Origin of the sequence: Leeuwenhoekiella sp. A2 (assembly GCF_047946655.1) — a bacterium.
GTDB lineage: Bacteria > Bacteroidota > Bacteroidia > Flavobacteriales > Flavobacteriaceae > Leeuwenhoekiella.
Window position 1 is genome coordinate 2,872,506 of the sequence record NZ_CP172311.1, and the last position, 18,698, is coordinate 2,891,203.

Annotated in this window: 20 protein-coding genes; 4 read left to right on the plus strand and 16 right to left on the minus strand. The window is 37.8% G+C overall.

Going from position 1 to position 18,698, the window contains the following annotated elements; genetic code table 11:
* Window positions 1-2: 2 nt before the first annotated feature.
* The 5 genes from ACH3PA_RS12665 to ACH3PA_RS12685 all read right to left on the minus strand — a co-directional run bounded on the left by ACH3PA_RS12665 (window position 3) and on the right by ACH3PA_RS12685 (window position 2,797).
* Complete coding sequence (locus ACH3PA_RS12665) at window positions 3-224, minus strand: DUF2795 domain-containing protein (protein WP_416443650.1); 222 nt, start codon at window positions 222-224, stop codon at window positions 3-5.
* Between the two features lie 142 nt (window positions 225-366).
* A complete protein-coding gene (locus ACH3PA_RS12670; protein WP_416443648.1) occupies window positions 367-942 on the minus strand; it encodes a cob(I)yrinic acid a,c-diamide adenosyltransferase in 576 nt (191 codons plus the stop codon).
* Window positions 943-948: 6 nt separating this feature from the next.
* A complete protein-coding gene (locus ACH3PA_RS12675) occupies window positions 949-1,176 on the minus strand; it encodes a hypothetical protein (protein WP_416443646.1) in 228 nt (75 codons plus the stop codon).
* Window positions 1,177-1,179: 3 nt separating this feature from the next.
* Complete coding sequence (locus tag ACH3PA_RS12680) at window positions 1,180-2,211, minus strand: RluA family pseudouridine synthase (protein ID WP_416446601.1); 1,032 nt, start codon at window positions 2,209-2,211, stop codon at window positions 1,180-1,182.
* 7 nt (window positions 2,212-2,218) lie between these two features.
* Complete coding sequence (locus ACH3PA_RS12685) at window positions 2,219-2,797, minus strand: PASTA domain-containing protein (protein WP_416443644.1); 579 nt, start codon at window positions 2,795-2,797, stop codon at window positions 2,219-2,221.
* 144 nt (window positions 2,798-2,941) lie between these two features.
* Here ACH3PA_RS12685 and ACH3PA_RS12690 point away from each other — a divergent pair, with 144 nt between their 5' ends.
* From ACH3PA_RS12690 to ACH3PA_RS12700, 3 genes are all read left to right on the plus strand, one after another.
* Complete coding sequence (locus ACH3PA_RS12690; RefSeq protein ID WP_416443642.1) at window positions 2,942-3,922, plus strand: D-alanine--D-alanine ligase; 981 nt, start codon at window positions 2,942-2,944, stop codon at window positions 3,920-3,922.
* A 63-nt stretch (window positions 3,923-3,985) separates the two neighbouring features.
* Entirely contained in the window at window positions 3,986-4,441 is a 456-nt protein-coding gene (gene coaD, locus ACH3PA_RS12695) for a pantetheine-phosphate adenylyltransferase (RefSeq protein WP_416443640.1), read from the plus strand.
* Between the two features lie 122 nt (window positions 4,442-4,563).
* Entirely contained in the window at window positions 4,564-5,316 is a 753-nt protein-coding gene (locus ACH3PA_RS12700; RefSeq protein ID WP_416443638.1) for a hypothetical protein, read from the plus strand.
* On the opposite strand, the gene ACH3PA_RS12705 is transcribed toward ACH3PA_RS12700, so the two are convergent.
* Both ACH3PA_RS12705 and ACH3PA_RS12710 read right to left on the minus strand, forming a co-directional pair.
* Window positions 5,313-7,397 carry a TonB-dependent receptor family protein gene (locus ACH3PA_RS12705; RefSeq protein ID WP_416443636.1) on the minus strand — a complete coding sequence of 695 codons (2,085 nt, stop codon included), beginning with the start codon at window positions 7,395-7,397 and terminating at the stop codon, window positions 5,313-5,315. The genes ACH3PA_RS12700 and ACH3PA_RS12705 overlap by 4 nt on opposite strands.
* A gap of 4 nt (window positions 7,398-7,401) precedes the next feature.
* Entirely contained in the window at window positions 7,402-8,670 is a 1,269-nt protein-coding gene (locus ACH3PA_RS12710; protein ID WP_416446599.1) for a PQQ-dependent sugar dehydrogenase, read from the minus strand.
* A gap of 404 nt (window positions 8,671-9,074) precedes the next feature.
* On the opposite strand from ACH3PA_RS12710, the gene ACH3PA_RS12715 reads away from it, so the two are divergent.
* Complete coding sequence (locus ACH3PA_RS12715) at window positions 9,075-10,616, plus strand: SulP family inorganic anion transporter (protein ID WP_416443634.1); 1,542 nt, start codon at window positions 9,075-9,077, stop codon at window positions 10,614-10,616.
* A 92-nt stretch (window positions 10,617-10,708) separates the two neighbouring features.
* Here ACH3PA_RS12715 and ACH3PA_RS12720 read toward each other — a convergent pair whose 3' ends face one another.
* From ACH3PA_RS12720 to ACH3PA_RS12760, 9 genes are all read right to left on the minus strand, one after another.
* Window positions 10,709-10,837, minus strand: coding sequence for a hypothetical protein (locus ACH3PA_RS12720; RefSeq protein ID WP_416443632.1), 129 nt, complete (start codon window positions 10,835-10,837; stop codon window positions 10,709-10,711).
* A 103-nt stretch (window positions 10,838-10,940) separates the two neighbouring features.
* A complete protein-coding gene (trpA, locus tag ACH3PA_RS12725; protein WP_416443630.1) occupies window positions 10,941-11,702 on the minus strand; it encodes a tryptophan synthase subunit alpha in 762 nt (253 codons plus the stop codon).
* A gap of 161 nt (window positions 11,703-11,863) precedes the next feature.
* Window positions 11,864-13,048: a tryptophan synthase subunit beta gene (gene trpB / locus ACH3PA_RS12730; protein WP_416443628.1), complete on the minus strand. Its 1,185-nt coding sequence runs from the start codon at window positions 13,046-13,048 to the stop codon at window positions 11,864-11,866.
* Window positions 13,049-13,218: 170 nt separating this feature from the next.
* The gene (locus ACH3PA_RS12735; RefSeq protein WP_416443626.1) at window positions 13,219-13,830 is read right to left on the minus strand and encodes a phosphoribosylanthranilate isomerase; all 612 of its coding nucleotides are present in this window, start codon (window positions 13,828-13,830) and stop codon (window positions 13,219-13,221) included.
* A gap of 117 nt (window positions 13,831-13,947) precedes the next feature.
* A complete protein-coding gene (gene trpC / locus ACH3PA_RS12740; RefSeq protein ID WP_416443624.1) occupies window positions 13,948-14,730 on the minus strand; it encodes an indole-3-glycerol phosphate synthase TrpC in 783 nt (260 codons plus the stop codon).
* A 90-nt stretch (window positions 14,731-14,820) separates the two neighbouring features.
* Window positions 14,821-15,813: an anthranilate phosphoribosyltransferase gene (trpD, locus tag ACH3PA_RS12745; protein ID WP_416443622.1), complete on the minus strand. Its 993-nt coding sequence runs from the start codon at window positions 15,811-15,813 to the stop codon at window positions 14,821-14,823.
* A gap of 90 nt (window positions 15,814-15,903) precedes the next feature.
* Entirely contained in the window at window positions 15,904-16,476 is a 573-nt protein-coding gene (locus ACH3PA_RS12750; RefSeq protein WP_416443620.1) for an anthranilate synthase component II, read from the minus strand.
* A gap of 2 nt (window positions 16,477-16,478) precedes the next feature.
* Window positions 16,479-17,876 carry an anthranilate synthase component I family protein gene (locus ACH3PA_RS12755; protein WP_416443618.1) on the minus strand — a complete coding sequence of 466 codons (1,398 nt, stop codon included), beginning with the start codon at window positions 17,874-17,876 and terminating at the stop codon, window positions 16,479-16,481.
* A gap of 239 nt (window positions 17,877-18,115) precedes the next feature.
* The gene (locus tag ACH3PA_RS12760) at window positions 18,116-18,682 is read right to left on the minus strand and encodes a YceI family protein (RefSeq protein ID WP_416443616.1); all 567 of its coding nucleotides are present in this window, start codon (window positions 18,680-18,682) and stop codon (window positions 18,116-18,118) included.
* Window positions 18,683-18,698: the final 16 nt, after the last annotated feature.

Genomic DNA, 18,698 nt, shown 5'->3' on the forward strand with positions numbered 1-18,698 from the left:
TCTTAGTATTCATCCTCATTCCAGAGGTAGTCTTCATCAGATGGATAGTCTGGCCAAATCTCATCGATAGAATCATAAGAATCGCCCTCGTCTTCCATCGCCTGTAGATTTTCTACAACCTCAAGTGGCGCTCCCGTTCTAATCGCATAATCGATTAATTCATCTTTTGTTGCCGGCCAAGGTGCATCGCTCAAGTGTGAGGCTAATTCTAAAGTCCAGTACATAGGTTAACGTATTAATTATTTTTTGCAAAAATAATTTTTTACACGTAATAACCAAGTAAATAATCAATTATTTCAAATTATTTATAAGAACGTATGTAATACCTTATGAAATAAGACTTTATTACGAGTAAAAAGAAAAGTGCTACTTTCCTTTTTTAGGAATCCACTTTATTTCTTTTGCTTGCAAATCATTTGACAACTTCCGTGCCAGTACAAAAAGATAGTCAGAAAGTCTGTTTAAATATTTTAAGGCATTTGAGTCAAATGGTTCAATATCAAAAAGTGCGGTGGCCATCCGCTCTGCTCTTCGACATACACAACGCGCTATGTGACAGTATGACACGGTTTGGTGCCCTCCCGGGAGAATAAAATGAGTCATAGGAGGGAGGTGAGCATACATTGCATCCATCTCATGCTCAAGCAGCATGACATCCTCTTCAGTAATTAATGGAATGTCTAAACGAGGTTTTCCGTTCTTTAAGACCGATTTTTGCGGGTCTGTGGCAAGTATTGCACCTAAAGTGAATAGATTTTCTTGTATGAGTTGTAAAGTATTAGCGGTGTGATCATCTATTTGTTGATCTCTTATCAAGCCTAAATGAGAATTGAGTTCATCAACAGTGCCGTAGCTTTCTATGCGTATATGGTGTTTAGATACTCGCGTGCCACCAAAGAGTGCTGTTGTGCCATCATCACCTGTTTTAGTATATACTTTCATGAAACCTTAGCGTTTGTTTTTCTTTCGCTCATGGAAATTCTTTTTAAAATCCCTGCCTTTCCTATCGTAGAGCTTGTTCTTATTCTTGCGGTTGTTTGCAAAAACTAAAAGCACAAGAACGGCAATAATTATTACAAGAATAATAAGCTGCGTTTGTTCTGAAAAATTATCAAGCATAAACAGAAATAAATAGAGTTTCCTTAAAGTTACAAATGCAACTTCAAAGATGCCCAAAGTTTACGTATTTTGATGCTTAGCATAATTACGCCACTTCTCTATACATGCTTGCATATCATCTGGTATTTCGCTGTCAAAGCGTTTCCACTCGCCCGTTACGGGGTGCTTAAAGCCTAATGTTTTCGCATGTAAAGCTTGTCGCGGCAGTACCTTAAAACAATTTTCAACAAACTGTTTATACTTAGTAAAGGTTGTGCCTTTTAAAATGGCATCACCACCGTATCGCTCATCGTTGAATAAGGTGTGGCCTATATATTTCATATGCACACGTATCTGGTGTGTGCGACCTGTCTCTAATTTGCAGGAGATAAGCGTGACGTAACCTAAGCGTTCTATTACTTTATAATGAGTAACGGCTTCTTTACCTTGTTCACCGTCTTCATAAACTGTGTTTTGCATTCTATTCTTGGGGTGACGGCCTATGTGACCTTCTACAGTGCCTTCATCTTCTTCTACATTTCCCCAAACTATAGCCACATATTCTCGCTCACTGGTTTTATTAAAAAATTGTTTTGCAAGATGTGTCATTGCCTGCTCTGTCTTAGCAACAACCAGCAATCCACTTGTGTCTTTATCTATGCGATGTACCAGCCCCGGTCTGCCGCTGCTGTTTTCAGGAAGGTTCTCAAAGTGATAGGTCAATGCGTTTATTAGGGTGCCACTATAATTACCATGCCCGGGATGCACAACCATACCTGCCGGTTTATTAACTACCAGAAGCGCGTCATCTTCATAAACAATATTTAAGGGGATATTCTCTGGCGTAAGCAAAAACTCATAAGGCGGATGCTCAAACATCACCCGTACAACATCGCCGGCTTTTACTTTGTAATTTTGTTTTACAACCTCACCGTTTACCTGAATATTACCATTTTTTGCAGCTTTTTGCAGTTTGTTGCGGGTAGCTTTCTCAACAAAATTCATCAGGAATTTGTCAACTCTTAAAGGTTCCTGCCCATTTCTTGCGGTAAAACAATGATGCTCATACAACTCATCATCCTGCTCGTTTTCTATTTCGTTAGAATCTTGCATCATATTTTTATTCACTATCTTCTGTGGGTTTGTAACGGGTAAGACCATTGCCTAAAACCAGATCTATAATCGCCGTTTTTTGTAATCTTTCGCCTGCTTTTATTGTTTGCCCTTTATAGCGCATCTCGAGTACTTCATCTTTTGCGATATAATCGCGGTAATCTATTTTACCTACTTTAAAACCTAAGGCAACAAGAGTAGGTTCTGCCTGGCGGCGTGTGCGACCTACGATATTGGGTACTTCTATCTTGCGATATCCTGAAGGATTAAGAACTAAGTAGATCTTTCGATCTTCTTTTACAAATTTACCCGGGCCTGGCGTTTGCTCAATAACCGAATATTTAGGGTAATCAGGATTGTAGTTAGAAGAATCTATCACCACATAATTAAGATCTGCATCATCAAGTTGCTGTTTTACTAAATTAAGGGTCATTTTGCTAAGATCTGGTACAGAAATACGTTGATCGTGATTAGTTGATGATTTTAACCAAAAAAGGATTACAAATACCAAAACAATTAAAACCAGTAAGGCAAGGAGCAATTGCTTTACAAATGCCTTGCTGAAGATAAACCGTATTAAACCCATGTGTTATTTATTAAAGAGCGTACAAACTTACTTAAAATTAAGCGACCCTCAATTGCAACTACTTTTTTTACCAAATATTATAAAAAAGCCGTTCTTTTGAAGTGTAAATAGTCAAGATTTAAACGGCAATTATCTCTTTTTAATATGTCAAAAAAAAATATCGCTGTCCTTATGGGCGGCTATTCGAGTGAGGTTGAAATTTCGCTTAAAAGCGGAAAAACTGTGATGGATAATCTTGATCGAGATTTATATGAACCTTACGCGGTTGAAATACTAAAAGAAGGCTGGGTCTGCCAATTAGAAGATGGAACTAGTGTACCCGTAAATAAAGAAAATTTTACGGTATTGATAGAAGATACTGTCATTTCTTTTGATGCTGCATTTAATACAATTCATGGTACCCCGGGAGAAGACGGTCTCTTACAGGCATATCTTGAATTGATGGGTATACCACAGACAGCTTGTGACTTTTACCAGGCTGCGCTCACATTTAATAAGCGGGATTGCATTAGCGCAGTAAAACCGTACGGAATAAAAACAGCGGTCAATTTTTATATCAATAAAGGCGATTTTATAGATAAAAAGGCCATTATTGATCGAGTAGGATTGCCTTGTTTTGTAAAGGCTAATAAAGCGGGAAGCAGTTTTGGAGTTTCTAAAGTTTATACTGAAGAAGAATTACCTGCCGCAATAGAAAATGCCTTTAATGAAGATGATGAGATTATTATTGAGTCCTTTTTAGATGGTACCGAAGTTTCAGTAGGTGTGATTAATTATAAGGGTAAAGTGATGGCGCTGCCCGTTACTGAAATCGTAAGCGAAAATGATTTTTTTGATTATGAGGCAAAATATCAGGGTAAATCTCAAGAGATTACTCCGGCAAGGATAACACCAGAACAAACCAAAGCCGTACAGGAAGAAGCAGAAAAAGTTTTTAAGGCTTTAAGCTTAAAAGGTCTCACCAGAGCAGAATTTATATTTAAAAACGGTGAACCTCATTTTCTTGAGGTTAATACTACACCGGGATTAAGCCCGGCAAGTATAATTCCGCAACAGGCGAAAGCTGCCGGGATAACTTTGGCAGAATTGTTTGGTAACGTAATTGAAGCGGCTATAAAGCAATAGAAACAATAATTATTGTCTTCCCTTTTTATTGCCTAATTTTAAACATCTCTAAAAACATACCCATTGAAACGAGCTGTATTTCCGGGATCTTTTGATCCGCTTACCTTAGGACATTGTGATATTATAGATCGCGGACTAACACTTTTTGATGAGATTATTCTTGCAATAGGTGTAAATGCCGAAAAGAAATACATGTTCTCACAAGAGAAAAGGGAATATTTTTTACGGGAGACCTTTAAAGATCAACCCAAAATTAAAGTGATGACTTATAAAGGGCTAACCGTAGATTTTTGTAATGCCAATGATGCCGGTTTTATCTTAAGAGGATTACGCAATCCGGGAGATTTTGAGTTTGAAAAAGCAATCGCCCACACTAATAGAAAACTTGCCCAGATAGAAACTGTGTTTCTACTTACTTCATCAGGTAAAAGTTACATTTCTTCTTCCATTGTGCGCGATGTTATACGCAACGGTGGCGATTACACCGGTCTTGTTCCAGATTCTGTAAGAGCAGAATAAAAACCTCCTTTAATCGGATGAAAATCGGTCAAAACAGGTGCTTTTTCGCACCGGTTAATTTAAATTTCTGCAACTTTAGCTTATTTATAGCTGTCTTTATGTGTTGAATGTAAACATGCTATATGCCAAGACTATTACTTCTTTTGTTACTATTTATTTCTCATGCCCTGTTCTCGCAAACCACTCGCGGTAAGATTTATGCAGCAGATAAAACCTTAGAAGGTGCACTTGTACAAAATATTACTCAGGATAAGGCTGTTTTAAGTGATGAGAAGGGCGATTTTAAGATAGCTGCTGCAGTTAATGACTCAATTATAGTGAGTGCTGCATTTCATGAGAAACAGATATTTCTAATAGAACCGTATCAATTAGATCAGGTATGGGTGGTTGATTTGAAAGAAATCAATAATGAATTAGATGAAGTAAAACTTTCATCAGCAAAGAAGGAAAAAGAATTTAAGATCGAAGAATATGATGCTAATTTTAGTAATGCTATTCAAAATGATATAAAAGAAAATCCATATTTATATTACCCAAAGCCTTCCGGCGGAATGGATCTCATTAAAGTCGCCGGGCTGATTGCCGGTTTGTTTAAATCGAAAAATAAAAAAGAAGATACTACAACAATTACCTATATTCAATTGCAATCACTTTTTGAAAGTGACAATCTTTTCACAAAAGAGCTACTAACTCACCAGCTGCAAATTCTCCCTGAATATCATGAGTTATTCCTTGATTTCTGTTCGGCTCAAAACTTAAAAAGTGATCTTCTTTTAGAAGAAAATCACTTTCAGCTTCTTGACAGAATCATCGATCTGAACAGTCAGTTTCAAAAAATAATTTCAGATTACAAATCTTCTAAAAAGGAAAATTAATTGATCATTATTTTTAAACCTGCATACCAATTTACAGGATCTCCGGGATAATAAAATCGGGGAGAAGCACCACCAAATCCTGTTGCATTAGGTAATATCTGCGCGGCGTAATTTGCGTCAAAAACATTATTCACACCAGAATAAACAGTTCCCGCTAAATTGCTAAATATATTGAAACTGTAATCTGCACGCAGGTTTACAAGATCATAACTTTCGCTGTAAAGCGCATTTGCATCATTAAGAGGGATCATCCCCACATGCCGATAGTTTGTAGAAAATTTAAATCGCTTATAATTTACCACGTCTAAGCCAAAATTGAGAACATTATCTGGTACTCCCGTGAGATCGTTACCGCTATAATCTGTATCATTATTTACAAATTCGTCAAATTTATAGTTATTTATCGCTATTGAGGCATACGGTTTTAAAGCCCAGTTTGCTGAAAGATTTTGATCATAATTTACCAGAAATTCTATACCGTCATGATTGGTTTTTCCCGCATTAACGCCCACATATTGATCTTCTGCAACGCGCTCTGCAACTAATAAATTATCAACCTGAATGCTATAAAGAGCAAGTTCTGTATATAATTTTTTGTCCAACCAAGTTGCTTTTACACCCACTTCATAACTTATTCCTGTTTCTGGTTTTATATCTGTATTTATAGCTCCTTCTGGTGTTAATGTTTCTGCTACAGATGGTAAGGAGAAACCGCGGCTAACTGATGCGTAGAGGTATTTATTTTGCAATGCTTCATATGTCAAAGCCGCATGTGGTAAAAATTGTCTGGGATAGGTATAAGCGCCAGAGCGATCTTCTCCCGTCTCATTAAAGCCATCATCTAGAATATATCTGCTGTGGTTGTAGCTTAAGCCAAATTCACCTTTTAAACGTTCTGTAAACTGAAGATTTATTTGGGCGAAAAGATTTAAATATTTGCGATCCTGTTCCTGACTGCTTAAAGCGTCACCTTGCAGAGTACCGTTACCGTCGTTGCTTTCGTAAAGATTTTCAAAGATTTTCGATTTGTAGTTTTCATCAAAATATTCAACACCTATACTGCTGTTTGCCGGAATCTTAAACAGATCAAAAGATGATTTTAAATTACTTCTTATACCAAATGCAAAAGAATTTTCATCAAGAATGTCAAATGGTCTTGGCTCATAACCATCGCGATAATTAGTGAAAATGCTGGTGTTCCAGGTGGAGTGTGTGTCAATTTGCCAATTATAAGAAAGACCGGCAACTACCTTATCGTAAGATTCATACCCTTTTGCCTGACCCCATGTAAACGCTGCTTTTTGTGGCTCATTTTTAAAATCATCTTCATCTATTGAACTTGGGATAAATGCTTTTAAGCGTGTGTAGTTCACAAATAAAGCTAATTGGCTTTTAGAATTCACGTCGGTTTTTCCATAAAAAGAGACGATTTTACGGTCATAATCGCTGTTTTTTCTATAACCATCTGTAGAAAGTTGGTTATAGGTAAGCAGTCCTGCAATCTTATTACCGCCCAGATTTGCTAAAACGCTTTTTTTCAGAAGACCAAAGGAGCCTCCCATCCCTTCAACCGAAAGTTTCTTAGTGTTATATTCTGGTTGAATAGCGGAAATATTTATAACGCCACCCAGACCTGCACCATAACTACTTGAAGCCGGACCTTTAATTATCTCGATGCGGTCTATAAGATTAAGATCAATGTCCTCAAGGGTCGTTTCACCTTCGCCCGTTGTAAGTGGGATACCTTCAAAATAAGCTTTCACTCGATTTGTAGAATAAGTACTTCTCGCACCCAAACCGCGAATTGTGATTCTGCTTGTGTTTATTGCCCCTTGTTGCATAAAAACGCCAGGCGCTTTATTGATCTCGTTAGAAAGAGAAACTTGATCACCCCGCTGAAGATTTTCAGTTGATATTACATTTACTGCCGCCGGCACCCGTTGTAATTCATCGATTACAGGAGTACTGCGCAGTAAAACTTCAGGGAGTGAATTTCTTTCAGGTATAGAATCTTGTGCTGGTTGTTGAGCCCATGCTATGCTACCTGTGAAAAGCAGCAGGCCGATTAGTTGTTTTTGCAATTTTTTATTTGTTAGCAGTTACTTTCCAGATTATACCACTGTCATCATCGTTTACAAGAAGAGAACCGTCTGGTGCTACGGCGACACAAACTGGTCTGCCATATACTTCACTATTTTCTTCATTTGCAATGAACCCGGTTAAAAAATCCTGTGGTTCCTGTGGTTTCCTCTGATCAAAAGGTACATAAAGTACTTTATATCCTGAAAAAGGTTTTCTATTCCATGAACCGTGTTGACCTACAAAAGCTCCATTTTTATATTCAGCGGGAAAATCATCTGCTGTATAGAAAGTTAAGCCTAAAGATGCTGTGTGACTGCCTACAGGCACATCTGGCACAATTGCTGCCGCTACTAATGAATCGTGTGGCTCATCTTCCCAACGGGGATCTTTTATTTGACCATAATAACTAAACGGCCACCCATAAAAACCACCTTTTTTTACACTTGTGATATAATCGGGAACCAGGTTATTACCTAATTCGTCTCGCTCATTCACAGCTGTCCAAAGATCTCCGGTCACAGGATTCCAGTCCATACCCACAGGGTTACGTAAACCATTAGCGTAAACTATTTCACCGCTTCCGTCAGGGTTAACTTCTAATATATTTGCGCGTCTAACTTCTTTTTCCATTCCGTATTCACCCACATTGCTTGATGAACCCACAGAGATATAAATCTTATCACCAGCTTCATTGGTGATTATATTTCGCGTCCAGTGATTATTATAACCACTTGCAGAAAGATCTACAATTTTTTCACCTTCACCTTCCAGTTTAGTGTCGCCCTCTTTATATGGCCAGCGGTAAAGACCATCTGTATTTGCAATATAGAAGTAGCCGTTAAGAGCAAGCATCCCAAAGTTTTGATTGAGCCCATCTTTAAAGATCATGCGTTCATCAACTTCACCATCTTCATCTGTATCTCTCAATAGCGTAACGCGATCTGCGCTGTTACTGGTGTTAGCTTCTGCTACAAAAATGTCGTTGTTAGGTGCAATATATGTCCACCGTGGGTGTTCCAGATTGTCTGCAAAACGAGTTACTGTAAAACCTTCTGGTGCCTGCGGCGTCATACCTTCTGGCCATTCAATAACAGTACTATTATTGCTCACAGATTTTGAAGTGTATGGGGAAACCAGTTCTAATGGGCCTATAGCTGTTTCTACCGAAGTGGTGCCATTATCTGCCAGTTCTTTCTTTTCTTCCTTAGTTACCTTATCAGAACATGAAGCCATAATGAGCGCCATAAGGATGGCCGAGTATATCTTTTTCATCATCAATTATTTTTTGATGAAATTTAGCTATTCATTTCTCCTAACTAAAAGATATAAGGGGGATTATAAAATCTTTAACAGCATTAAGCTTTTTTCAAAAGAAGGCTACAATTTTTAATTTTTTCTACAGCAAGAAAAATCGCCTTAAACAGGTTTAAAAAAGAAGGAACAGGTGTTTTATAACGTCTTGTGATTTTGATTAAAAAGGTTATTTTTGCAGCGATATTGTGAAAACGTAGTTCATTTTATCGCGGTTACTTCGTCTTAATTAAGTATTTAAGTCAGGAAATAACTTCAAAATCATTTGTCGAATCCTTATTCGATATTCTCAATAAAATTAATTGGCATTTAACCTACTTGTTTTCTAATTAAGAAACCATACCACAACATATTTCTATCATTTTATGAAAAAAGTATTCAACTTATTTGATTTATCGCAAAAGGTAAATTATAAAACAGAGGTATTGGCAGGTTTAACTGTGGCTATGACCATGATCCCAGAATCGCTGTCATTTGCCATACTGGCTGGCTTCCCGCCATTAATGGGGTTATATGCTTCTTTTATAGCTGGTCTGGTTACTGCAATATTTGGAGGCAGACCAGGCATGATCTCTGGTGGAGCAGGAGCTACAGTAATTACATTGATTGCCCTGATGAATTCAAACGGGTTAGAGTATGTTCTTGCTGCTGTTGCTTTAGCTGGTGTTATTCAACTTTTAATTGGGCTTTTCAAATTGGGTAAGTTTATTCGATTAGTGCCTCATCCTGTAATGTTTGGCTTTGTAAACGGGTTAGCTATAATCATATTTATGTCACAATTAGAGCAGTTTAAGACAGTAGTAAATGGAGAAATTACCTGGCTTTCTGGAACTTCTTTATATATAATGGCTGGCTTAGTAGCCTTAACTATTGCAATTGTGGTTTTATTGCCTAAGGTGACAAAAGCAGTTCCCTCCTCATTAGTTGCTATTATAGTAATTTTTGTATTGGTTTATTTCTTAGGAATTGAAACAAAAACGGTAAAAGACATAGCATCTGTTAGTGGTGGTTTTCCTCCATTCCATATACCTAATATTCCAATTAATTGGGAAACTTTAAAACTAATCGCTCCATATTCTATGATTATGGCAGCTGTAGGATTAACAGAGGGTTTACTTACTCTTAGCTTAGTTGATGAAATTACCGAAACAAAAGGAAACGGAAATAGAGAATGCATCGCCCAGGGTGGTTCTAATATTTTAAACGGCTTTTTCTTTGGGATGGGTGGCTGCCCAATGATCGCTCAGACTCTAGTTAATTTATCGGCTGGCTCAAGAGCGCGTTTGGCGGGAATAATAGCTTCTTTAACTATTCTAATGATAATATTATTTGGCGCTCCAATTATTGAAAAATTACCAATGGCCGCTTTAGTAGGCGTTATGATTATGGTTGCTATAGGAACTTTTGAATGGGTAAGCTTGAGAATATTTAATAAAGTGCCTAAAAAAGATATTTTCCTCGTTATAATCGTTACTCTTATTACAATTATCTTGCACAATTTAGCTTTGGCCGTGTTAGTAGGTGTTATTCTCTCTGCTTTGTTTTTTGCCTGGGAAAGCGCTAAAAGAATTAGAGCCAGAAAATATGTTGATGAAGATGGTGTAAAGCACTACGAAATATTTGGCCCGCTGTTCTTTGCTTCTACAACTGCGTTTACTGAGAAATTTGATGTGGCTAATGACCCTGAGAATGTTATAATTGATTTCAAAGAAAGTCGTGTTTCAGATATGTCTGCAATTGAAGCTTTAAACGTGGTGACACAACGCTATCACAAGGCTGGCAAGAAAGTTCATCTAAGACATTTAAGTAAGGACTGCATAAAATTGCTCAAAAACGCAGAAGCCATTATTGATGTAAATATTATGGAAGATCCTACTTATAAACTGGCTACAGATAATAGAGAATAGCATTTCCACAGGGAAACATGAATGAACATAAAAAACCCGGGTCAGATTTGCTGAACCGGGTTTTTCAGTTGATTAATGATATTTGGGATTAGTTATTTTTTGTTTTCTTGTTTTTTAATTGTTTTCTCGTCTATATCTACCTTATTTGTCTCTACATTTCTATTTCCTGTAGGATTAGTAGGAGTCGTTTGTTCTGTCTTTCTTTCAAATTTCTTATCCATCTCGTTATCTTTTTAAATTATACCCCTAAGTTAAAAGATGAAGGCGTTAATTTGTTTTAAAGAGAGGTTAAACTGTTCTTAATGAGCCAATTTTCGATTAGTTTTACCTGATTTTTGACACAAAATCGGCGATTTTTCCTGTGCCTTCTTCAGTTAAATGCTTTATAAATGCTGAACCTATGATCGCGCCTTTCGCTTTCGCTGTAGCGGAAGTAAACGTTTCCGCATTGTTTATACCAAAACCTACAATCTGCGGATTTTTAAGCTCCAGAGCCGATATTCGGTCAAAATAAGCGGTTTGTGCATCACCAAAGCCACTCGTTTTGCCCGTTGTACTTGCGCTGCTCACCATGTAAATAAATGCGTTTGAAGCCTCATCGATCTGCTGGATGCGCTCATCTGAAGTTTGCGGTGTGATGAGGAAAATATTTCTCAGATTGTGCTTATCAAAAATAGGCTTGTAATGCTCTTCATATTCAGCAAGCGGAAGATCAGGTAAAATGAGTCCGTCAATACCTATTTCCTCACATTTTGCACAGAACTTCTCAACACCAAATTGCAGCACCGGATTAAAATATCCCATAATAATCAAGGGAATAGAAACGTTTTTGCGAATATCTTTAAGTTGTTCAAACAACAGAGAAGTGGTCATTCCATTTTTTAAAGCAGCGGTAGAACTTTCCTGAATTGTAGGCCCGTCTGCCAGCGGATCGCTAAAAGGCAAGCCAATCTCGATCATATCGATCCCACTTTTTTCAAGATCCTGGATTATCGAAACCGTATCATTTTTTGAAGGATAACCGGCTGTAAAATATATAGAAAGTAGCTTTTTGTCTTCAGCTAATTTTTGATTGATTCTGTTCATAATGTATTCTTTTTAAAAAAGTTCCTTACCTTTTAAGGGAAGGTGGTTGAGTTTCCGAAACTGGAAGGGTTTTACCACCCCGTCAGCTTTCGCTGCCACCCCTCCTAAAAATAGGAGAGGAGCCTATTCCGCCTTCGCGGAAATGAAAAAATTAATCTGGCCTAAGCCAAATTAAAATATTCTATATACGTATTAAGATCTTTATCACCGCGACCGCTTAGATTCACCACAACAACATCATCCTTTTTAAATTTACGTGTTTTAAAAATCGCTAGTGCATGAGCAGTCTCGATTGCCGGAATAATACCTTCAAGCTTACTTAGTTCAAGTCCTGCTAACATCGCGTCATCATCTGTGACAGAAATAAACTCCCCGCGACCACTTCTAAACAAATGCGCGTGCATAGGGCCAACACCGGGGTAATCGAGTCCGGCAGAGATGGAATACGGTTCAGTAATTTGTCCGTCCTCAGTTTGCATGAGTAGCGTTTTGCTTCCGTGAATAATTCCTTCTTTTCCTAATGCTGAGGTTGCGGCGCTCTCGCCGGTATCAATTCCTTTTCCGGCTGCTTCAACGGCAATAATTCCCACTTTGGGATTATCCAGATAATGATAATAAGCACCTGCCGCATTGCTGCCGCCACCTACACAAGCGACTACAAAATCAGGTTCTTCACGGCCTTCTTTTTCAAGTAGTTGTTTTTTAATTTCCTGCGAAATCACACTTTGAAAACGTGCCACCATATCAGGATATGGGTGTGGACCAACAACACTGCCAATGATATAATGCGTATCTGTAGGATTATTAATCCAGTCGCGAATGGCCTCGTTTGTGGCATCCTTTAGCGTTTTACTTCCCGAAACTGCCGGGACAACTTTCGCACCCAGCATTTTCATACGAGCCACATTAGGAGCCTGTCTTTTAATATCTACAGAACCCATATAAACTATGCATTCCAGACCCATAAGCGCACAAACTGTCGCGGTGGCAACACCATGCTGTCCGGCTCCGGTTTCTGCGATTATGCGTTTTTTACCAAGACGTTGCGCCATTAAGATCTGGCCAATCGTATTGTTTACTTTATGCGCACCGGTATGGCAAAGATCCTCACGTTTGAGATAAACTTTTGCGCCATATTTTTCTGAAAAGCGCTTAGCATAATACAGCGGAGTAGGGCGACCCACATATTCTTTAAGCAGTTGGTGAAATTCTTCCTGAAAATCATCCTGCTGCATAATTTTTATATAATTCTGGCGTAGCTCTTCTACGTTAGGATACAGCATCTCTGGGATGTATGCTCCACCGAAATCACCGTAATATCCCTTTTCGTTTACATTATAATTCATAATTTTATTTTTTATCTGTTCATTTCTTTTGCTCATCCAAAAGAAACGAACCAAAGAAAAAAGATGCCTTTTCTTAGGAATTTTCGCTTCGGCGAAACCGTATTTTAAAAATAGGCGCTGCGCTGGTATTCCTGTTTTAAATTCCTATTCTTGAAGAAAAGGTTTCCTCATCAATCATATATTTTTATTTCTTTTATAAAATCTTCTAATTTCTGAACGTTTTTTAAGCCCGGTTTGTCTTCAAATTTGCTGTTTACGTCTACCGCATAAATCGGGAGATCTGTATCAAAAATCGCCTTTAAAGCGTCAATTTCGTCTAAACCTATTCCGCCACTGAGGATTATAGGTTTGTCCGACTCGTATTTTTTTAAGATCTGCCAGTCAAAAGTATAACCGTTTCCGCCTTTTGCTTTTCCTTTTGTGTCAAAAAGAAATTTATCTACATAAGGTTCGTATTCATCAAGAATAGAAAAATCAAAAGTATCTTTTATGCCGAATACCTTCCAGACTTCTATTTGATGCGGTTCATTGTACAATTCCTGCTCTAGTTCCTGGCAAAACTCCACACTTTCATTACCGTGAAGCTGGATAATATCAAAGTCATACAGTTCTACTTTTTCAAGAATAGTATCCATTTCTTCATCCACAAAAACGCCTACTTTCTTTATTTTTTCAGGTAATTCCGGAATGTCGCCTTCAAAATGGCGTGGCGAATCTTCATAGAAAATAAAACCCAGATAGTCCGGCTGAAGTGCCGCGACCTCGGCTGGATTATATTTCATACCACAAACTTTGAGTTTCATAACTTAATTCCTCTAGAGTTTTCTTAACCACCCCTATTTCAGTAAGCTGAAATTTTCCCCTCCTTGAAAAGTAGGGGAGCAGGGTTATTTGTTTAACTACGCTAAACTATCTATAAATTCTTTTGCTGCCGCGCCGGGGTTATCAGTTTTCATGAAGTTTTCACCAATTAGAAAACCTTTATAACCAAACGGCTGCAGCTCTTTTATTGCCTCAATATTACTAATTCCGCTCTCTGAAACTTTTACAAAATCATCTGGGATTTGCTCAGAAAGCGATTTGCTGGTTTCCAGACTAACTTCAAAAGTTTTCAGGTTTCTGTTATTCACACCTAGCATATCGAGCGACGGCATGATCGATTTTTCTAGTTCGTCAAGATTATGCACTTCAAGCAAAACATCAAGCCCTAAACTTTTTGCAACCTGAGAAAGAGCCGTTATTTGCTTTCGCGAAAGCACAGCCGCGATCAATAAAATCACATCTGCACCGTGAGCTTTTGCTTCTAAGATCTGGTATTCATCAATAATAAATTCCTTTCGCAACAGCGGAAAATTTGTCGCCGCACGAGCAATTAAAAGATCGTCAAGCGAACCGCCAAAATACTTGCCATCTGTTAAGACAGACATCCCACAAACACCGGCTTTTTCATAACCAAGGGCGACATCCTGAACATTTAAATTATGGTTTATAATCGATTTGCTCGGCGAACGACGCTTATGTTCTGCAATAATTCCGGTTTTGCTCGTGCTTAAAATTTGGCTCAAACTTGCCGATTTTCGGTCAAAAAGCACCGATTTTTCGAGCTGAGAAACGGGTATTAATCCCTTTTTTAAAGCGACTTCTTTGTATTTGTCTGCGACTATTTTATCTAGAATATTCATTTCTCTTTTTTCCTGAATGCTATAGAATGAGTTAAAAAACCACCCCGTCAGCTTACGCTGCCACCCCTCCTTTTTAAGGAGAGGAGCTTTTTATTTACTTAATTCAATTAGTTTATTCAGCTTTTCTAGTGCTTTGCCGGAAAGTAGGGATTCTTTTGCTTTTTCAAATCCTGCTTTTGGCGAAAGGTTTTCTACCGTCGCGATTGCCATTCCCGCGTTTGCGGAAACCACGTTATTTTGTGCTTCAGTTCCTTTCCCGCTAATAACTTCCATAAAAATCTTAGCTGAACTTTCTATACTGTCACCGCCGTAAATTTCTTCAGCATTTATTCGGCTTACGCCAAAATCTTCGGCGGTCAACATACGCTCGCTAGTGTTGCGTATCGCTTTTGTTTTCCCCGTAAGGGAAATTTCGTCATAACCATCAGTCGAATGTAGAATCGTAAAATTCTTATCACTTTTTTGATAGAGATACCCATACATGCGGGCCAGTTCCAGATTAAAAACACCGACTAACTGATTCTTAGGAAACGCCGGATTTACCATGGGACCCAGCATATTAAAGAAGGTTTTTACACCTAGTTCTTTGCGAATAGGACCAACGTTTTTCATAGCCGGGTGAAACAGGGGAGCGTGCAGAATGCAAATTCCGCTTTCATCAAGGCAGCGTTTTAAAAAGTCTTTATCATTGCTGAATTTAATGCCCAGATGCTCCATCACATTGCTGCTACCACTAACGGAAGAAACACCATAATTACCATGTTTTGTTACATTAATACCTGCACCTGCAGCGACGAAAGAAGAAAGTGTTGAAATATTGAATGTATTTTTCCCGTCACCACCTGTACCGCAAAGATCTATAGAATTATAATCTGTAAAACCTACCGCCACGCAAAGATCAAGAAGTGCATCTCTAAAACCCTCAAGCTCTTCTACCGTAATGCTACGCATCATGTAAACGGTGAGAAAAGCAGAGATCTGACTTTGATTGTATTTACCTTCAGAAATATTGACCAGCACTTCGCGCGCTTCAGCTTTGGTTAAAATTTCGTGATTTATTAATCTGTTGAGTATTTGTTTCATTTTCCCTCTAACTCCCCCAAAGGGAGAGGATTAATTTTAATTTTTAATTACTGTTTACCGCCAGTTTTAGGCTAAAATTTGCCGATTTTTCTATGCTTCTACCCAGTTTTTAATGATCTTTTTTCCTTCAGGAGTTAAGACAGACTCGGGGTGAAATTGCACGCCGCGCACATCGTAAGAGCGATGTCTAAGCGACATGATCTGGCCGTTTATGTCTACTGATGTAATTTCTAGTTCGCCGGGGAATCCGTCTGGAGAAACAACCCAGGAATGATATCTGCCTATCTCAAACTCTTCTGCGATATCTTTAAACAGGTGTTCATTTTGTACAGTTTGTTTTGCAGTTGTAGCTACACCATGAAAAACGTGGTCAAGATTGGTTAATTTACCGCCGAATACTTCACCAATTGCCTGCTGACCCAGACAAACGCCAAAGATACTTTTTGAAGGGGCATATTGTTTAATTATTGCTTTAAGAAGACCAGCTTCATCTGGGATGCCAGGGCCGGGAGAAAGCAATATTTTATCATAGGCCGCAACCTCTTCAATTTTTAATTTATCATTACGAATAACTGTTACTTCACAATCAAGATCTTCAAGATAGTGAACGAGGTTGTAAACAAAGCTGTCGTAATTATCTATTACCAATACCTTTTTTTTCATCTCTAAATTTCTTCTGCCAGTTCTAGTGCTTTAGTAAGGGCACCTAATTTATTATACACTTCCTGAAGTTCGTTTTCAGGAACACTATCACTTACGATTCCCGCACCTGCCTGATAATGTAATTGATGGTTTTTACTCAGGAATGATCTTATTATTATGGCGTGGTTAAAATTACCTTCAAAATCCATAAAACCTATCGCACCGCCATAGAAATCGCGATTAACAGTTTCAAATTTTTCTATGAGTTGCATGGCCATATATTTAGGCGCTCCACTTAACGTACCTGCCGGGAAAGTATCTGCGACAACCTGCATTGTAGAAGTTTTAGGATGCTTGATTCCCGTTACTTTGCTTACAAGATGAAGCACGTGCGAGAAAAACTGAACTTCTCTGTACGTTTCTACCTTTACATTTGAGCCGTTGCGACTAAGATCGTTGCGAGCCAAATCGACAAGCATGACGTGCTCACTGTTTTCTTTAATATCTTCAGATAATTTTTTTGCGAGTTCTGCATCTTTTTCATCATTCCCGGTACGTTTGAATGTGCCGGCAATAGGGTGAATTTCTGCCTTGCCATCTTTTACAATAAGCTGAGCTTCTGGCGAACTACCAAATATTTTAAAGTTTCCGTAATCGAAATAAAATAAATAGGGTGACGGATTTATGCTGCGCAATGCGCGATATACATTAAACTCATCGCCATTAAAACCTTGTGAAAATCGCTTTGAGGGAACTATCTGGAAAACATCACCGCGCTGGCAGTGCTTTTTGCAGGTTACCACCAAATCCTTAAAATCTTCATCAGTAATATTAGCCGAAGGTTTCCCACTACGCGAGAAATGATATTCTGCGAAATTTTTAACCTTTAATAATTGCTCAATCTGACCTACGTTATTTTCGCCCGAAAGGGAATGCGAGAATATATATGCTTCATTATTAAAATGATTTATAGCGATAATATTACCGTAAACAGCATAGTAAATATCAGGAATTTCCAGATCACCCTGCTTTTTTGCAATTTTTATCTGCTCATAATACCGCACCGCATCGTAAGACATATAACCAAAAAGACCATTGTGAATGAACTTATGATCTGAAGTTTCAGTTTTAAATGATTTTGCAAAATCTTCTAGAATAGCTACAACATTAGTTTCTGCGTCTATATTTTGCTTTTTGGTCGATCCGTCTGGGAAATGTTGTTCTATTATTTCGTTTTGAACTTTAATAGAGGCAATAGGATTACAGCAAACGTAGCTGAATGTATTGTCATTTGCGTGGTAATCGCTACTTTCAAGCAACAGGCTATTGGGAAATTTGTCTCGCAATCTCAAATACACTGAAACGGGTGTTAAGGTATCTGCGAGTAGCTTTTTGCTGAAGGTTTTTAATTTGTATTTCATTTCCTGATATTTCGAGAAAAAATCTAGTTGGTCTTTTAATATTTTAAGCAACAAAAAAGGCTTGTCGTGATGACAAGCCTTTTATATGTTTTATAAATACAAGGTATCAATCACGACATTACTGCTGCGAGATCCACCACCAAGTATTTACTGTTCTGTTTTTCATAATTTGAAATTCAAAGATAGAAATAGATGTTTAAAAGACAAACTATTTTTAAACAGATAATTAAAAATAATTCTTAGAATTTTAATTCTACATCAAGAGTGAAATCGTCATAGATCGTTTTGTCTCCTAAATTATCAAAGAAGCTACCAGAACCATAACGAATGTCAAATTTACTACGGTCAATGGTTAATTGTGTAGTTGCGGTATTATCGTCTACATCAAGATCAAAAGTTATAGGCTGTGTGGTTTTTTTAATTGTAATATCACCGGTTACTTTATAACCTGTACCCGTTTTTGTAGTGTTTGTTATTACCAATGTAGCTTCAGGATGACTGTCTGTACCAAAGAAATCATCACTCTTTAAGTGACCTTCTAATTTACCTTTACTATCGCCGGTAAGGTCTGTAGAGACAAGAGAAGTCATGTCGATGACAAATTTACCTCCTTTGATCTCGTCATTTTCCATTTCAAAATAACCTTCTTTAAGATTAATTGTACCGTTATGAGACCCTGTTACTTTTTTACCTTCCCATTTAATGGTACTCTCTTTAATACTCACTTTCTCTAAAAGGTTAGAAGTGAAAGAAGCAGTTGTTGCGGCAATTGCCAGAATTAAAATTGATTTTACTGTTGTTTTCATGGTGATTTTAGATATT

Coding starts and splice junctions, on each gene's coding strand:
- ACH3PA_RS12735 (WP_416443626.1), bottom strand. CDS start 13,830: ATGAAATATAATCCAGCCGAGGTCGCGGCACTTCAGCCGGACTATCTG.
- trpA (WP_416443630.1), bottom strand. CDS start 11,702: ATGAACAGAATCAATCAAAAATTAGCTGAAGACAAAAAGCTACTTTCT.
- ACH3PA_RS12715 (WP_416443634.1), top strand. CDS start 9,075: ATGAAAAAAGTATTCAACTTATTTGATTTATCGCAAAAGGTAAATTAT.
- ACH3PA_RS12685 (WP_416443644.1), bottom strand. CDS start 2,797: ATGGGTTTAATACGGTTTATCTTCAGCAAGGCATTTGTAAAGCAATTG.
- ACH3PA_RS12760 (WP_416443616.1), bottom strand. CDS start 18,682: ATGAAAACAACAGTAAAATCAATTTTAATTCTGGCAATTGCCGCAACA.
- ACH3PA_RS12670 (WP_416443648.1), bottom strand. CDS start 942: ATGAAAGTATATACTAAAACAGGTGATGATGGCACAACAGCACTCTTT.
- ACH3PA_RS12710 (WP_416446599.1), bottom strand. CDS start 8,670: ATGAAAAAGATATACTCGGCCATCCTTATGGCGCTCATTATGGCTTCA.
- ACH3PA_RS12700 (WP_416443638.1), top strand. CDS start 4,564: ATGCCAAGACTATTACTTCTTTTGTTACTATTTATTTCTCATGCCCTG.
- trpB (WP_416443628.1), bottom strand. CDS start 13,048: ATGAATTATAATGTAAACGAAAAGGGATATTACGGTGATTTCGGTGGA.
- ACH3PA_RS12755 (WP_416443618.1), bottom strand. CDS start 17,876: ATGAAATACAAATTAAAAACCTTCAGCAAAAAGCTACTCGCAGATACC.
- trpD (WP_416443622.1), bottom strand. CDS start 15,813: ATGAAACAAATACTCAACAGATTAATAAATCACGAAATTTTAACCAAA.
- ACH3PA_RS12690 (WP_416443642.1), top strand. CDS start 2,942: ATGTCAAAAAAAAATATCGCTGTCCTTATGGGCGGCTATTCGAGTGAG.
- ACH3PA_RS12680 (WP_416446601.1), bottom strand. CDS start 2,211: ATGCAAGATTCTAACGAAATAGAAAACGAGCAGGATGATGAGTTGTAT.
- ACH3PA_RS12720 (WP_416443632.1), bottom strand. CDS start 10,837: ATGGATAAGAAATTTGAAAGAAAGACAGAACAAACGACTCCTACTAAT.
- trpC (WP_416443624.1), bottom strand. CDS start 14,730: ATGAATATTCTAGATAAAATAGTCGCAGACAAATACAAAGAAGTCGCT.
- ACH3PA_RS12665 (WP_416443650.1), bottom strand. CDS start 224: ATGTACTGGACTTTAGAATTAGCCTCACACTTGAGCGATGCACCTTGG.
- ACH3PA_RS12750 (WP_416443620.1), bottom strand. CDS start 16,476: ATGAAAAAAAAGGTATTGGTAATAGATAATTACGACAGCTTTGTTTAC.